The organism is Micromonospora sp. NPDC000121, assembly GCF_042899165.1.
In the GTDB taxonomy this organism is placed as follows: domain Bacteria; phylum Actinomycetota; class Actinomycetes; order Mycobacteriales; family Micromonosporaceae; genus Micromonospora.
In genome coordinates, this window is record NZ_JBIAZP010000014.1 from 52179 (window position 1) to 67327 (window position 15149).

Sequence of the window (15149 nt, forward strand, 5' to 3'; positions counted from 1 at the left end):
CCGGGCCCGACGGCGGACTCACCCGGCGGGGTCGTCGGCGAGGACGTCGAGCAGCAGCGCGGCGGTCCAGCCGAAGGCGGGCGAGCCGAGCCCGGCGCCGGTGTCCGGGTGGAAGTACTCGTGGCAGCCGGACAGGGCCACCAGCTCGATCATCGAGTCCCGCAGGCCGGCGGCCAGATCGGGACGGCCGTGGGTGAGCAGCCCCCGGCGCACCAGCCAGTTGACGTTCATCCAGCTCGGCCCGCGCCAGTAGCGCAGCGGCTCGAAGTCCGGCGCCGTGCGGTCGTGGCTGGGCAGCGGCCGGTCCATCCGGGCGGCCAGCCCGAACCGCGGCGAGCACGCCTCGGCGACCAGCGCCGTGGCCTGCCGGGCGGGCAGGTCGGGCAGGATCAGCGGGACGAGGCCGAGCACCGTCCGGGCCGGCACGAGGCGGTCGGCGCGCAGGTCCCGGGGCTGGAAGGTGCCGGTCGCGGGGTCGTACAGCCGGCGCACCAGGGCCTCGGTGATCCGGGCGGCGCGTTCCCGGTGCGGGCCGGGGTCGGCCCCGACCACCGGCGCGATCCGGGCGAGCGCGTGCTCGGCGGCGCCCATCGCCGCGTTGAGCAGCGGACACTCCACCAGGAACGGGTGGTGGGCGGCCAGCTCCCCGTCGCGGTAGCGGTGTTCCCGGTAGGACGCCACGATCGCGACGTAGCGCGCGTAGTCGAGGTCGGTGGGGCGGTGCGCGGCGTCGGCGTGCGCGGTGTCGTGCCGGCGGTACGCGCGCATGACGGCGGCGTCGGCGGGCACCGCCGCCATCGGCGCGTCCCAGGCGGGGCTGTTGTCCAGCCCGGACTCCCACGGGTGGACGATGCAGGCCAGCCCGCCCCCGCCGACGTCCCGACGGGTGGCCAGGTAGCGCTGCTGCGCCACCAGCCGGGGATAGAGCCGGCGCAGCGCGGCCCGCCCGTCCTCGGAGGGGCACCGGCGGTACGCCAGCCAGGCGGCGGGCGCGTGCACCGGCGGCTGGATCAGCCCGGACGTGGCGACGGCCGGGGCGCCCTCGGCGGCGGCCGAGAGCCAGAACTCCGGCCCGGGGAAGTACGAGCCGACCCGCAGCGCCGGGTTGAACACGATGTGCGGCACCCGCCCGTCGGCCCACTGGGCCCGGAACAGGCTCGCCAGCTCCCGCCAGGCGCGGTCGGGGCGGACGTGGGCCCAGCCGAGCGCGATGAACGCCGAGTCCCAGCTCCACTGGTGCGGGTAGAGGGTGCGCGAGGGCACGGTGTGGTCGTGCTCCCAGTTGCCGTCGAGGGTGGCGACGGCGAGCCGGCGCAGCGCCCCGACGTCCCGGGCCGCGACGTCCCGGGCCCCGGCGTCGGTGGTCGTTCCGGTGTCCGGGCCGCCGTCCGCGGTGTCCGTGCTCATGCCGCCGCCTGCCCGGGCTGCGCGTGCCGGAGCACGGCGGCGGCCTGGTGCAGGGCGCGGACCGGATCGCCCCGCAGCCGGCACTCCAGCGCCAGCCAACCCCGGTAGCCGATCTCCAGCAGGGTGCGCACCAGGGCCGGCCAGTCGAGGTGGCCGGCCCCCGGCTGGTAGCGGTTGGAGTCGCTGACCTGCACGTGCCCGAGGTAGGGCGCGGCGGCGCGCAGCGCCCGGTGCACGTCGTCCTCCTCGATGTTCATGTGGAAGGTGTCCGCCACCACCCGCACCGAGGGCAGCCCGACGGCCGCGCAGAGGGCCACCGCGTCGTCGAGCCGGTTGACCATGTGGTCCTCGTACCGGTTCAGCGGTTCCAGGAAGAGCGTCACCCCCTCGGCGCGGGCGTGCTCGCCCAGCTCGCCGAGGGCGTCGAGGAGCACCTGCCGGTCGCCGGCGGGCGAGCGGGGCGGCTCGAACGGCGGCAGCCGCCGGGAGAACATCCCCCACGCCGCCGGGGTCATCGCGCCGACGCCGCCGAGCTCGGCGATCACCGAGAGCTGCGAGCGCAGGTTGCGCACCGCGTCGCGGGACCGCCCCGGGTCGAAGTCGCCGATGAAGTGGTCCATCTCGACACAGACGGTGGGCATGACCACGCCGGCCGCCCGGGCGCGGCGCAGCTCGGGCAGCCGACGGGCGAGGCCGAGGTCGCCCCGGCCGCGCAGCTCGATCGCGTCGTAACCGAGCGCGGTGGCGAGCGCGTACTTCTGGATCAGGTCGGTGCCCGGCAGGAGTTGCTCCTGACAGGCCAGGGGAATCGTCATGGGAACCTCAGCACCACTTGGAGGGCGTCACCGTCACCGCGGTCGAGCAGCGCCAGCGCGTCGGCCACCGCGCTGGCGTCCACGACGTGGCTCACCAGCGGCAGCGGGTCGACGCTGCCCTCGGCCACCAGGTCCATGAAGGTGTGTGCGACGCGGGCTCCGGTCCACCGGCCGGCCATGCCGGGCGCCGGGGTCGACCCGGAAACCTGGGCCGCCACCAGCTGGATCCGGTTGTGGTGGAACTCCTCACCCAGGCCGAGCCCGTCGGCCTGCCCCTGGTAGAAGCCGGCGGCCACGACGCGGCCGGCGTGGGTGGTGGAGCGGATCGCCTCGTGCAGCGCCGGGTAGGCGCCCGACAGCTCCAGGCAGACGTCCGCGCCCCGGCCGCCGGTGGCCCGGCGCAGCACGGCCGCGGCCGACTCGGCGCCCGCGTCGACCGCGATGCGCGCGCCGAGGCGGGTGGCGTGCGCCAGCCGGGCGGGCACCCGGTCGACGGCGACCACCCGGGCGCCGGAGAGGGCGGCGAGGCGGGTGGCGAGCAGCCCGATGACGCCCTGCCCGAAGATGCCGACCCAGTCGCCGAGGTGCAGGTCGCCGGCGAGCACGGCGGTGAGGGCGATCGCCCCGGGACGGGCGAAGACGGCGGCGAGCGGATCCATCCCGGCGGGCAGCGGGTGCACCGCCTCGGCGGCCACGACCGCCTCGGCGCGGTGCCCCCAGATGCCCCAGACCACCTCCCCCGCCCGCCGGTCGGCCACGTCGGGCGCGACCTCGACGACCTCGCCGACCTCCTCGTAGCCGAAGCCCACCAGCGGGTACGGCACGGAGGTCTGCCGGGGCACGAACATCCGGCTGACGTCGTCCCAGTCCTTGCTCAGCCGGGGGTTGCTGCCCCGGTAGAGGGTGAGCTCGGTGCCCGCCGAGATGCCGGAGTAGCAGGTGCGGACGCGGACCTGACCGGGTCCGAGCGGATCCGGGGGGCAGGGCTCGAGGCTGATCCGTCGAGGCCCGGCCAGAGAGACAACCCAGTTGACCATGAGTCACATCCCGGTAGCACTGGGTTCCATCGTAGGCAAAAAATCGGTATATGTCTTGTAATTGATCAATCGAAGGCGTTGAATCCCTTGTATACCCTTCGAGAGGAGTGCCACCGATGTCAGCACCTCCGATGCGGATACTCGCCGCGACCCTGATCATGGCAGTCACCGGGGCCAGTCTGCTGGCCTGTGGGGACGGCGAATCCGGCAGCGACAGCAAGAAGATCACCGTGTGGAGCCTGGAGGACGTGGCCGACCGGGTCACCGCCACGAAGGCGATCATCGCGGACTTCACCGCCAGGACCGGGATCACGGTGGACCTGGTCACCGTGAACGAGGACCAGTTCCCCTCGCTGATCGCCTCCAGCGCCGCCGCCGGCGAGCTGCCCGACGTGGTCGGCTCGGTGTCGCTGGCCGGGATACGCACCCTCGCCGGCAACGAACTGCTGCACCCCTCGGCGAACGCGGAGGTCGTCGAGGCTCTCGGCCGGCAGACGTTCTCGCCGCGCGCGCTCGAGCTGACCGCCGACGACGGCAAGCAGCTCTCCGTGCCCAGCGACGGGTGGGGCCAGCTGCTCGTCTACCGCAAGGACCTGTTCGACGCCGCCGGGCTGCCCGCCCCCGACACGTACGAAAAGATCGCCGCCGCCGCGACGAAGCTGAACACCGGCGGCGTCGCCGGCATCACCGCCGCCACCGCCCCCGGCGACGTGTTCACCCAGCAGACCTTCGAGCACCTGGCGCTGGCCAACAACTGCCAGCTCACCGACGACTCCGGGGCCGTGAAGCTGGACTCCCCCGAGTGCGTCGAGGCGTTCCGGTTCTACGGCGACCTGATGCGCACCAGCTCCGTGAAGGGCGCGCAGGACGTGGACACCACGCGGGCCACCTACTTCGCCGGCAAGGCGGCCATGCTGATCTGGTCGCCGTTCATCCTCGACGAGCTGGCCGGGCTGCGCAACGACGCCAAGCCGACCTGCCCGCAGTGCCAGGCCGACCCGACGTACCTGGCGAAGAACAGCGGCTTCGTCACCGCGATCAAGGGCCCGAACGGCGCCGAGCCGGCCCAGTACGGCGAGATCAGCTCGTGGGCGGTGCTCGACGGCGCCGCCGCCGACCCGGCGAAGTCGTTCGTGGAGCACATGCTGGGCGACGCCTACCCCCGCTGGTTCGGCATGTCCCCCGAGGGGCGCTTCCCCGTCCGCAAGGGCACCGCGCAGGAGCCGGAGAAGTTCCTCACCGCCTGGAACGCCAGCCAGGCCGGGGTGGACGCCAAGAAGCCGCTCGCCGAGGTCTACGGCGAGGAGGTGCTCGCCGGCCTGCGGCGCAGCCCGGACACCTTCCAGCGGTGGGGCCTCGCCCAGGGCCAGGGCAAGCTGGTCGGCGCGATCCTCGGCGAGCTGCCCGTGCCCAAGGCGCTGAGCGACGTGGTCGCCGGCAAGTCCGACGCCGCCGCCGCGGCCGGCCGGGCGAAGAAGGACGTGGAGGCGATCAAGGCGGGCGTCAATTGACCACCGCCGCTCCGGGCACCGGCCGCTCCCCCACCCGGGAGCGGCCGGCCCCGGCCGCCCGACGGCGGCCGCTGACGCTGCGGCGCCGCGAGGGCCGCGCCGGGCTCGCCCTGGTCGCCCCGACCCTGCTCGTCGTGGTCGCGGTCATCGGCATCCCCATCGTCTGGACCGTCGTGCTGGCCTTCCAGCGGGTACGCCTGGCCACGCTGCGCCGCACCGGGCTCTTCGGCGAGTTCACGATGGACAACGTCGAGCGGGTCCTCAACACCCCCGGCTTCGCCGACACCCTCTGGACCACGCTGGTCTACAGCGTGGCCAGCACCGCCGGCTCGATCGTGCTCGGCCTGGTGGCGGCGCTCGTCGTACGCCGGCCGTTCCGGGGCCGCACCCTCGTACGCGCGTCGATGCTGCTGCCGTACGTGGCGCCGGTGGTCGCGGTCACCTTCGTCTGGCAGGTGATGCTCGACCCCCAGCTCGGCATCGTCAACGACTGGGGCCAGCGGTTCCTCGGCTGGGACACCCCGGTGCCGTTCCTGTCCCAGGAGTCGACGGCCCTCGCCACGGTCATCGCGTTCGAGGCGTGGCGCTACTTCCCGTTCGCGTTCCTGTTCCTGCTCGCCCGGCTCCAGGCGGTGCCCGGCGAGCTGGAGGAGGCGGCCCGGGTGGACGGGGCCACCCCCACCCAGCGGTTCCGGCACATCCTGCTGCCGCAACTGTTGCCGGTGATCGGCCTGCTGGGCGTGCTGCGGTTCATCATGACGTTCAACAAGTTCGACGACGTCTACCTGCTCACCGGCGGGGCGGCCGGCACCGAGGTGGTCAGCGTCCGGGTCTACGAGTTCCTGACCGCGCGGACGGACATCGGCGCGGCGGCGGCGCAGGCGGTCGTGCTCGCGGTGGTGCTGATCGTGTTCGTGCTGGTGTACCTGCGCTTCTTCGGTGGACGGAGGGTCGACTGATGGACCGGGACCGGATCGAGACGGTGGGGCTTCGCTGGCTGCGCCGGCTGGTGATCGCCACGTTCCTGCTGGTCACCGTCTTCCCCTTCTACTACATGCTGGTGCTCTCGGTGCGCCCCATCGAGCGGCTCCTGCTCGACCCCGGCTCGTTGGTCGTGGGCCTGGGCGAGTTGACCTTCGACACGTACGCCGAGGTGGTCAGGGCCGCCGACGAGGGCGGCCAGGGCTTCCTCACCTTCATGCGCAACAGCGGCCTGGTCGCCGTCGCGGCGACGCTGCTGACGCTGGCCGTGGCGATCCCCGGCGCGTACGCCGTCGCCCGGCTGCGGTTCTTCGGCCGGCGGCAGGTCGACTTCCTCTTCCTGGCGGTCTACCTGTTCCCGTCGATCGTCATCGCGATCCCGCTCTTCGTGGTGTTCACCCGGGCCGGGCTGCGCGGCTCGCTGCTGGGCCTGGTGCTGGTCTACATCTCGCAGACCCTGCCGGTCTCGGTCTACATGCTGCGCAACTACTTCGAGACCATCCCCGTCAGCCTCGAGGAGTCGGCGGCCATCGACGGGGCGGGACGGCTCGGCATCATCCGCCGGGTCAGCCTGCCCCTGGCGGCGCCGTCCATCATGGCGGTCGCCCTGTACGACTTCATGATCGCCTGGAACGAGTTCCTCTTCGCCCTGCTCTTCCTGGTCGACAAGCCGAACCGGTGGACGGTGTCGCTGGGGCTGGCGCAACTGGCGGACGGGGTCGAGGTGCCGAAGACCGTGCTGATGGCGGGCTCGGTGATCCTCACCCTGCCCATCGTGATCCTCTTCTTCGCCAGCGAGCGGCTGCTCACGGAGGGGCTCACCAGCGGCGCCGAGAAGGGCTGAGGCGGGGCGGGGTTGCCGCGCGCCGGCCGCTGGCCAAGGATGTCCGGGGTGGAAGCCTCCCCCGACACCGACGCCGGCCTCCCGCCCGCGGTGGCCCCGCCGGCCGTGGCCCCGCCCGGCGCCGCTCCGCTGGGCGCCCACCTGGGCGGCGCCGGGCCGGTCGGGGTAGAGCCGGTCGGGGTCGAGTCGGTCGGGGCGGAGCCGGTCGACCGGAGCCCCGGCCGCCGGTTGGCCCGGCTGGTCACGGAGGTCCTCGCGCCCAGCGTGCTGGTCACCGTCATGCCGCTGGTGGTGGCGGCCCGGGCCACCGGCAGCCCCGGCGGCGTGCTGCGCTGGGGCGGCGCCGCCCTGGTCTTCGGCGCTGCCGTCCCGGTCGGCGTGGTGCTGTACGGCGTACGCCGGGGCTGGCTGACCGACCGGCACATCGGCGACCACACGCAACGGCTGCGCCCCCTGGCCCTCGGGCTGGCCTCGGTCGCGGTCGGCATCGCGCTGCTGGCCGCCCTCGACGCGCCCCGGCTGCTGGTCGCCCTGATGGTCGCCACCCTCGTCAACGGGGCGGTCGTCACGGCGGTGAACCACTGGTGGAAGCTCAGCGTGCACGCCGCCACCGCCGCCGGTTCGGTGGCCGTCCTCGTCCTGGTTTTCGGCCCCGCGCTGCACGCGCTCTGGCCGCTGGTCGTCGCGGTGGCCTGGTCGCGGGTGCGCCTGCGCGACCACACGGTGGCCCAGGTGGTCGCCGGGGCGGCCGCCGGCGCCCCGCTCACCGCCGCGACCTTCCTCGCGCTCGCCTGACCCGCGCCGACCCACGCCACGACCCGGGCGCCGGCCCGCGCCGTGCACCCGCCGCCCCGGCCGCTCGGCGGCTGGCGGACCCGCCGGCTCCTGGACGCCTGCGCGGCGCACCCGCCCGTCGGTATCCGCCGCGCGCTGGCCCGCCCCTCGGCATCCGCCGCGCGGTGGGCCCGCATTCGGCACCCGGGAGCGTCGTCACGTCGGCGCAGGTGTGCCCGTCGGCGGAGGGCGGACCGGGACCCGGCTACGGTGGCGGCATGGGAAAGCCGACCCGATGGGTGACCGAGACCGGTCCGGAGCACTCGCAGTGGTACATCGACCGGTTCCGCCGGCTGGCCGCCGAGGGGGCGGACCTGGCCGGTGAGGCCCGGCTGGTGGACGCCCTCGTCGCGCCGGGGTCACGAATCCTCGACGCCGGCTCCGGCACGGGCCGGGTGGGCGCGGCGCTGGCCGCCCGCGGGCACGCGGTCGTCGGCGTGGACGCCGACCCGGCGCTGGTCGAGGCCGCCAGCGTCGACCACCCGGGCCCCCGCTGGCTGCTGGCCGACCTGGCCGAGCTGGACCTGGCGGCGGCCGGGGAGCCGGAGCCGTTCGACGCGGCGGTCGTCGCCGGCAACGTGCTGGCCTTCGTGGCCCCCGGCACCGAACGGGAGGTGCTTCGTCGGATCGCCGCTCACCTGCGACCCGACGGCGTGATCGCGGTGGGCTTCGGGACCGACCGGGGCTACCCGCTCGCCGACTTCGACGCCGACGCCGTCGCCGCCGGGCTGCGGCTGGAGCACCGCTTCGCCACCTGGGACCTGCGCCCCTGGCGCGACGACGCCGACTTCGCCGTCACCGTGCTGCGCCGCCCCGCCGCCTGAGCCACGGCGTCACCCGACCGCCCGCCGCCCGACCGCCCGCCGCCTTGACCCGCGACGTCGCCGGCCGGGTCAGGCGGGGGTGGCGACGACCCGTGCGGCGGCGGGGTCGAGCGTGGCGCCGGCGGGCACCAGGCTGACCAGGCCGGCCGGCAGCCGCAGCGGCCGGACGTCGCGGTAGCCGAGCATCCCGCGCACCTCGCCGCCGGCGAGCACGTACCGCCGGCCCAGGTCGGTGACCACGGAGACCGCGCCGCCGGACGCGCCCGGCGCGGCGACCGACTCGACCACCGCGCCCCGGCCCGGCTCCACCACGACGTGGTCCGCGCGCACCCCGTCGCCGGACGCCGGCGGCGGGGTGCGCGGCGCGGCGGCGAGGTCGGGCAGCCCCACGCCGAGCCTGACCTCGGTCGCGCCGCCGTCGTCACCGACCCGGACGCAGAGCGCGGACCCGTCGGGCGCGGCCAGTCGGGGCGGCGCGGTCGGCGGCGCGGTCGGCCCGGTCGGCGCGAGATCGGGCAGCTTCGGCAGCGCGGCGAAGCGCCCGAGGGTGATCGGTTCCGGTTCGCCCTGCCCGGTGCGGGCGAGCAGCAGGCCGGCCTGCAACTCGGTGATGCCCGCCAGGCCGTCCCGCAACGCGACGGCGTACTGCCGGCCCCCGCCGGAGTTGCGTACCAGGTAGACGTCCCCGATCCGCGCCCCGGACACCCGTGCCGAGCGCTCCCCCTCCTCGGGCAGGGCCAGTGGGGCCAGGTCGGCGCCCGCGGGCAGGCTGTTGAGCAGCGCCGGCGCCGCCGGGACCGCCCGGGCCCGGGTGGCCGCCAGGGCAGCCAGCACCCGGTCGGGGTCGCGCAGCAGGTAGCGACGCTGGTGCCAGACCAGGTGCAGCGCGCCGTCGGGGTGGCGCAGCAGCAGCGCGTCCTCGCCGAGCGCCCGGCCGCCGTCGCCGGCCGCGCCGATCAGCAGCGCCGACCGCGGCGCCGACCGGCTGTCCTCGGGGGCGGCCAGGGAGCAGACCGTCCACGGCGCGGTCGACAGCCGTCCCGGGGCGGGCAGCGAGTCGGGGGCGTCGGCGATGCCCAGCGGCAGCCCGCGCGGCACCCCGTCGATGGCGCGGCGGGAGACGAGCACGGTCTTCGGCCGGTCCGCGCCGATGATCAGCAGTGCCGACGCGTAGTTGAGCACCGGGTGCAGCTTCTGCTCCCGGTAGACGAAGCGGGCCCCGGACTCCTTCTCGACGATCACCGCGCCCGGGTCGCGCCAGGTGTCGCCCCCGCCGGCGAAGAGGCCGTAGAGGGCGAAGCCGCCCAGCCCGATGGCCGCGACCAGGACGCTGGCCAGGGCCGCGCCGGCCAGCCGCCGGAACGGCGACTGCGCCGGGTCGGTCTCCCGCATCACGAGGGCGGCGACCGCCCGCTGGACGGTGAACTGGTACGAGTGCAGCTGGTCCTGCCGCGACGGCATGGGATCCCTTCCGGTGGTGCGGTCGGGGCACAGGATAAGCGTTCCGTCGATGTCCCGAGGACCCTGCGTCGCGGCGGTGCGGGCGTCCCCCGTCAGGCGACGGCCTCGGTCCCGGCGTCCGCACCGGCCGGGGCGGGACCGCCGGCCGTGGACCACGCGGCGGCGGTGGGCGGGCGGCGCCGCCGGATCACGCGACGACCGGCTGGCGCACCGCTCGCGAGAAGGCCCGCCGGTACTCGCGCGGCGACACGCCGATCTGCTTGAGGAAGTGGTGGCGCAGGTTGTTGGCCGTGCCGAGCCCGCTCAACTCCCCGACCTTCTCCATCGGCAGGTCGGTCATCTCCAGCAGGCCCTGCGCCCGGGCCAGGCGTTGGTGGAGCAGCCACTGCAACGGGGTCGAGCCGGTGGCCGCCTGGAGGCGGCGGTAGAGCGTGCGGGGGCTCATCGCCGCCCGGCGCGCCAGGTCCTCGACCGTCAGCGGGCGGTCGAGGTGGGCGCGGGCCCACTCGAGCACCGGCGCCAGGCTCGCGTCGTCCTCGACCGGCACCGAGAGGTCGATGAACTGTGCCTGGCCGCCCGGCCGGTGAGCGGGCACCACCATCCGCCGGGCGAGCTGGTTGGCGACGTGCGCGCCCAGGTCCCGGCGGACCAGGTGGAGACACAGGTCGAGCCCGGCGGTCAGCCCCGCGCTGGTCAGCACGTCGCCCTCGTCGACGTAGAGCACCGAGTCGTCGACCTGGACCTTGGGGTACCGCTCGGCGAGCTGCGCGGTGTGCATCCAGTGCGCGGTGGCGCGGCGACCGTCGAGCAGCCCCGCCTCGGCGAGGGCGAAGGCGCCGGTGCACAGCGACACCATCCGGGCGCCCGCGTCGTACGCCCGGCGCAGCGCCGCGATGAGATCCTCCGGCAGCGGCTCGCCGTCCTCGACGCAGGAGTCCGGCACGGACGGCACGATCACCGTGTCGGCCCCGACCAGGTCGTCGAGCCCGTACGGGCTCCGCAACACGAACCCGGGCTCCACCGGACGGTCGGCCCGCTCGGCACCCGTCCCGCACAGCCGCAGCTCGTACCAGGGGTCGGCGAGGTCGGGCTGCGGCTGGCCGAAGACCGTGCAGGGGATGGCGAGCTCGTAGAGGTCCCACGAGGGGAGCCCGATCGGCTCGGCGACCACCACGGCGACAGATCGGACGCTCACGCCGTCGATCCTATGGCAGGAATTTGGCGATAGCCGTCCCCACTGTCACTGTCGGGTCGCGTCCGGCGCTGCGAGGGTTGCCGCGTACCTGATCAACGCAGTCACCGACGACAAGGAGATGTGGCATGGATGCCGGACGCACACCGGTGACCGTCATCGGGCTGGGCCAGATGGGCTCCGCGCTGGCCGGCGCGCTCGTGGAACGCGGTTACCCGGTCACGGTCTGGAACCGTTCCGCCGAGAAGGCCCGGGCGGTGGTGGACCGGGGAGCCCGCCTGGCGGACACACCCCAGGAGGCGGTCGCGGCGAGCCCACTCGTCATCGCCTGCGTGCGGGACTACCCCGGTCTGCGCGCCGTCCTCGACCCGGTCGTCGACCACCTCGCCGGCAGGACGCTGGTCAACCTCACCTCCGGCTCGCCCGAGCAGGCCCGGGACACGGCCGCCTGGGCCGGCAGGCACGGCGTCGACTACCTCGACGGCGCGATCATGACCACGCCGCCGGGGGTCGGCAGCCCCGAGGTGATGTTCCTGTTCGGCGGCGCGGAGGAGGTCTTCACGACCCACCGGTCGGCCCTGGCGGCGATGGGTGACCCGCTGCACCTGGGCACCGACCCGGGACTGGCCTCGCTCTACGACGTCGCGCTGCTCGGCCTGATGTGGTCGACGATGACCGGCTGGCTGCACGGCACGGCCCTGGTCGGCGCGGAGCGAACGCCGGCCACCGACTTCACGCCGGTCGCGCTCCGCTGGCTGGGCACGGTGGGGACCTTCCTCACCCGGTACGCCGCACAGGTGGACGCCGGGCGGTACCCGGGCGACGACGCGACCGTCGACATCCAGATCGCGGCCATCGACCACCTCATCCACGCCGCCGCCGACCGGGGCGTCGACAACGCGCTGCCCGAGCTGTTGCAGGCCATGATGCGGAAGGCCGAGGCCGGCGGTCACGGCTCGGACAGCTACGCGAGCCTGGTCACGGTCCTGCGTCCGTCAGCCGGGACGAGGTGACCATGACCCCGTCCTCCACACCTGCGGCGGCCGCGGGCACGACACCGGCGCTCCCCGGCGACACCCGGGCCTGGGCCGAGCTGGTCTCGGCCACGGCCGACGAGTGCCGGGCGGTCCTGGCCACCGGCGCCGACCGGGACTGGTCGGTCCGCGCCGCCGGTCTCGACTGGAGCTGCCGCGAGACCCTGGACCACCTGGCCCTGGGCGTGGTCGGGTACGCGGGCCTGCTCATCGCCCGCCCCACCAACCGCTACATCACCCTGTTCGCCGCTCTCGATCCGCAGGCGGAGATCCCGGCCTGCCTCGAGGGCATCGGGATCGCCGCGACGCTGCTGTCCACCACGGTCGGCCACAGCGATGAGCAGGTGCGGGCCTGGCACGCGTGGGGCCACTCCGACCCGGCCGGATTCGCCGCGATGGGGATCGTCGAGCTGACCGCGCACACGTACGACATCACCCGCGCCCTCGGCCTCACCTGGGCGTTGCCGGAGGAGGCCAGTGCCGCCGCGGTGGCCCGGCTGTTCCCCGACGCGCCGGCCGGGCAGCGCCCGTCGGACACCCTGCTCTGGTGCACCGGCCGGAGCGCGTTGCCCGGGCGTCCCCGGCGAACGGCCTGGCGGTGGGACGGGACGGTGCGCTGACCCGGCCGCCCACGTCGCGTGACCGCGGCGTGGGCGGGTAAGGGGCAAGCACCCGCAGACGTGTGCGCGTCGTGACCGCCCGGGGTACGGAGACTCCGAAGGAGCAGGACATGGCAGTCGAGGTCCTCGTCGTCGCGACGTCCTCGCTCGGCGACCGCAGCTACCTGGCCTCCGACGGCACGGTCTCGATCGTGGTCGACCCGCAGCGCGACATCGACCGGATCATGTGTCTCGCGGGCGCGAAGGGCGTGCGCATCACCCACGTGGTCGAGACCCACCTCCACAACGACTACGTCTCCGGGGGCCTGGAACTGGCCCGGCTGACCGGTGCCCGCTACCTGGTCGCCGCGGACGACGAGGTCGAATTCGACCGCGCACCGGCCGTCGACGGCGACACGGTGCCCGTCTCCGCCTCGATGCGGTTGCGGGTGATCGCCACGCCGGGGCACACCTTCCACCACCTGTCGTACGTGCTCGACGAGGCCGGCGACGGCGGCTGGCAGCCGGTCGGGGTGTTCACCGGCGGCTCGCTGCTCTTCGGCACCACCGGCCGCACCGACCTGCTCGGCGAGCAGCACGCCCACGAGCTCGCCCACCAACAGCACGCGTCGGCGCGGCGGCTGGCGGACCTGCTGCCCGACGGTGCCGAGGTGTGGCCGACTCACGGATTCGGCAGCTTCTGCACCGCCAGCCAGTCCGACGCGCCCGAGTCGACCATCGGCCGGGAGAAACGGGCCAACCCCGTGTTGCGGCTGGCCGCCGACGAGTTCGTCACCGAGACCCTGGCCGGGCTCGACGCCTACCCGGCGTACTACGCCCACATGGGCGTGGCGAACCTCGCCGGGCCGGCGCCGGTCGACCTCACCCCGGTGACCCGGGCCGACGCCGCCGAGCTGCGCCGCCGGATCGCCGCCGGCCAGTGGGTCGTCGACCTGCGGCACCGCAAGGCGTACGCCGCCTCGCACCTGGCCGGCACGGTCGGCCTCGGCCTCGACGGGCCGATGTCCACGTGGCTCGGCTGGCTGATCGACTGGGGTGCGCCGATCACCCTGCTGGCGGAGACGGCGGAGCAGGTCGCCGACGCCCAGCGGGAGCTGGTGCGCGTCGGCATCGACCGGCCGGCCGCCCAGGCCACCGGGGACGCCGAGCAGTGGGCCGCCGAGCCGGGGCAGCTGCGGGTGCTGCGGAGGACCGACTTCCCCGCGCTGGCCGCCGCCCGCGCCGGGAACACCCCGGAGGGGTTGCCCGCCCCGGACGTCGTGCTCGACGTCCGGATGACCAACGAGTGGCGCGCGGGTCACGTCGAGGGCGCCGTGCACGTTCCCCTGCCGGACCTGCCGAAGCGGCTCGCCGACGTGCCCGAGGGCGCGGTCTGGGTGCACTGCGGCTCCGGCTACCGGGCCACCGTCGCGGCGTCGCTGCTGGCCAACGCGGGCCGAGAGGTCGTCGTGATCGACGACCGGTTCGGCCGGGCCGGTGCAGCCGGCGTCACGATGAGCGGAAACGCCTGACCGGTCCGGGTCGTCGTGGCGGCGGTGACGGCCGTCGCGGCGGTCGCCGCGCCGGGCAATGCCGGTCAGGGACGCAGGATCAGCCGGATGGGGTTGCCCTCCTTGGTGTGCACGCGCCGCACCGCCTCCTCCGCCTCCGCCAGCGGCAGCACGTCGCTGATCGACGCGCTCAGGTCGAGCCGTTTCTGCCGGGCCAGGGACACCAGTTGCTCGACGTGCTCGGACTCCGAGCCGTAGTGGCCGAGCAGCGCCTGCTGGAGGTAGTTGAACGGGCTGTCCGACGCGATCGTGACCGGCTTGTTGGCGATCCCGGCGAGCACGAGCCGGCCCCGGCGTCCGAGCACGGTCAGCGCCTGCTCGCGGACGGGGGTCACCCCGGCGAAGTCGAACGCGACGTCCAGCCCCCGCCCGCCGGTCAACTCCAGCACGGCGTCGCGGAACCCGGGGTCGGCCGGGTCGAGCGCCGCGTCGGCGCCCAGCGCCGTCGCCCGGTCCCGCGCCGCCGCCAGCGGCTCGACCGCGATCACCGGGGCCGCGCCCACCAGGCGCAGCAACTGGACGGCGTGCGCGCCCAGGCCGCCCACGCCCCACACCGCGACCGCCTCCCCGGGCCGGGTGCGCCCGGTGTCCGTCACCGCCGCCCAAGGGGTGGAGACCGCGTCCGGGATGATGCAGGCCTGCTCGAACGGCAGGTCGTCCGGGATCGGCACCACCGTGTCCTCGCGGGCCACCGCATACTCGGCCCAGCCGCCGTCGTAGTCCACGCCCCGGGTGAACACCGTGCCACTCCGGTCCCGCTCCCCCGCCTGGAGCAGCACCCGCTGGCCCGGCTCCCACCCCACGACGTCGTCACCGAACGCGTCGACCACCCCGGCGACCTCGTGGCCCAGCGTCACCACGTCGCCGGGCAGGTAGAGCGGCGTCAGGGTGCCGTCGATCAGGTGCACGTCCGACAGGCAGACCCCCGCCGCCTCGACCCTGATCCGCACCTGCCCGCGCTCCGGCTCCGGCACCGGAACCGACTCCATCCGCAGCACCCGGTCCGCCACGTGCAGCCGGCCGGCCAGCATGTCCGCCA

Annotated in this window: 14 protein-coding genes; 8 read left to right on the forward strand and 6 right to left on the reverse strand. The window is 74.9% G+C overall.

Annotated elements, in window-relative coordinates; all coding sequences use genetic code 11:
• Positions 1-18: 18 nt before the first annotated feature.
• Genes ACFY23_RS28990 through ACFY23_RS29000 form a run of 3 tightly spaced genes read right to left on the reverse strand, consistent with a single transcriptional unit; the run spans position 19 to position 3259 of the window.
• The gene (locus tag ACFY23_RS28990) at positions 19-1407 is read right to left on the reverse strand and encodes a hypothetical protein (protein ID WP_350686479.1); all 1389 of its coding nucleotides are present in this window, start codon (positions 1405-1407) and stop codon (positions 19-21) included.
• The gene (locus tag ACFY23_RS28995; protein ID WP_350686478.1) at positions 1404-2222 is read right to left on the reverse strand and encodes a sugar phosphate isomerase/epimerase family protein; all 819 of its coding nucleotides are present in this window, start codon (positions 2220-2222) and stop codon (positions 1404-1406) included. The genes ACFY23_RS28990 and ACFY23_RS28995 overlap by 4 nt, the downstream gene beginning before the upstream one ends.
• A complete protein-coding gene (locus tag ACFY23_RS29000) occupies positions 2219-3259 on the reverse strand; it encodes a zinc-binding alcohol dehydrogenase (RefSeq protein ID WP_350819498.1) in 1041 nt (346 codons plus the stop codon). Before ACFY23_RS29000 ends, ACFY23_RS28995 begins: the two co-directional genes overlap by 4 nt.
• Positions 3260-3375: 116 nt before the next feature.
• Between ACFY23_RS29000 and ACFY23_RS29005 the strand changes: the two genes are divergently transcribed.
• The 5 genes from ACFY23_RS29005 (at position 3376) to ACFY23_RS29025 (ending at position 8253) form a co-directional block, all read left to right on the forward strand.
• Positions 3376-4770, forward strand: coding sequence for an extracellular solute-binding protein (locus ACFY23_RS29005; RefSeq protein ID WP_350687109.1), 1395 nt, complete (start codon positions 3376-3378; stop codon positions 4768-4770).
• Complete coding sequence (locus ACFY23_RS29010) at positions 4767-5729, forward strand: sugar ABC transporter permease (protein WP_350687110.1); 963 nt, start codon at positions 4767-4769, stop codon at positions 5727-5729. Before ACFY23_RS29005 ends, ACFY23_RS29010 begins: the two co-directional genes overlap by 4 nt.
• On the forward strand, positions 5729-6595 hold the full coding sequence (locus ACFY23_RS29015) for a carbohydrate ABC transporter permease (RefSeq protein WP_350687112.1): 867 nt from the start codon (positions 5729-5731) through the stop codon (positions 6593-6595). Before ACFY23_RS29010 ends, ACFY23_RS29015 begins: the two co-directional genes overlap by 1 nt.
• A 48-nt stretch (positions 6596-6643) precedes the next feature.
• A complete protein-coding gene (locus ACFY23_RS29020; RefSeq protein ID WP_350819500.1) occupies positions 6644-7390 on the forward strand; it encodes a phosphoesterase PA-phosphatase in 747 nt (248 codons plus the stop codon).
• Between the two features lie 257 nt (positions 7391-7647).
• Positions 7648-8253 (forward strand): methyltransferase domain-containing protein, encoded by a 606-nt coding sequence (locus ACFY23_RS29025; protein WP_350687468.1) that lies wholly within the window; start codon positions 7648-7650, stop codon positions 8251-8253.
• Positions 8254-8322: 69 nt separating this feature from the next.
• Here the strand turns inward: ACFY23_RS29025 and eccB are convergent, their stop codons facing one another.
• Both eccB and ACFY23_RS29035 read right to left on the reverse strand, forming a co-directional pair.
• Positions 8323-9714, reverse strand: coding sequence for a type VII secretion protein EccB (eccB, locus tag ACFY23_RS29030; RefSeq protein ID WP_350819502.1), 1392 nt, complete (start codon positions 9712-9714; stop codon positions 8323-8325).
• 187 nt (positions 9715-9901) lie between these two features.
• The gene (locus ACFY23_RS29035) at positions 9902-10909 is read right to left on the reverse strand and encodes a helix-turn-helix domain-containing protein (protein ID WP_350684498.1); all 1008 of its coding nucleotides are present in this window, start codon (positions 10907-10909) and stop codon (positions 9902-9904) included.
• Positions 10910-11034: 125 nt separating this feature from the next.
• On the opposite strand from ACFY23_RS29035, the gene ACFY23_RS29040 reads away from it, so the two are divergent.
• The 3 genes from ACFY23_RS29040 (at position 11035) to ACFY23_RS29050 (ending at position 14071) form a co-directional block, all read left to right on the forward strand.
• Positions 11035-11919, forward strand: a complete 885-nt coding sequence (locus ACFY23_RS29040) for an NAD(P)-binding domain-containing protein (protein ID WP_350684499.1) — start codon at positions 11035-11037, stop codon at positions 11917-11919.
• Between the two features lie 2 nt (positions 11920-11921).
• Positions 11922-12560: a hypothetical protein gene (locus ACFY23_RS29045; RefSeq protein ID WP_350684500.1), complete on the forward strand. Its 639-nt coding sequence runs from the start codon at positions 11922-11924 to the stop codon at positions 12558-12560.
• Positions 12561-12670: 110 nt separating this feature from the next.
• Complete coding sequence (locus ACFY23_RS29050; protein ID WP_350819504.1) at positions 12671-14071, forward strand: MBL fold metallo-hydrolase; 1401 nt, start codon at positions 12671-12673, stop codon at positions 14069-14071.
• Between the two features lie 65 nt (positions 14072-14136).
• Here ACFY23_RS29050 and ACFY23_RS29055 read toward each other — a convergent pair whose 3' ends face one another.
• Entirely contained in the window at positions 14137-15141 is a 1005-nt protein-coding gene (locus ACFY23_RS29055) for a zinc-binding dehydrogenase (protein WP_350684511.1), read from the reverse strand.
• Positions 15142-15149: the final 8 nt, after the last annotated feature.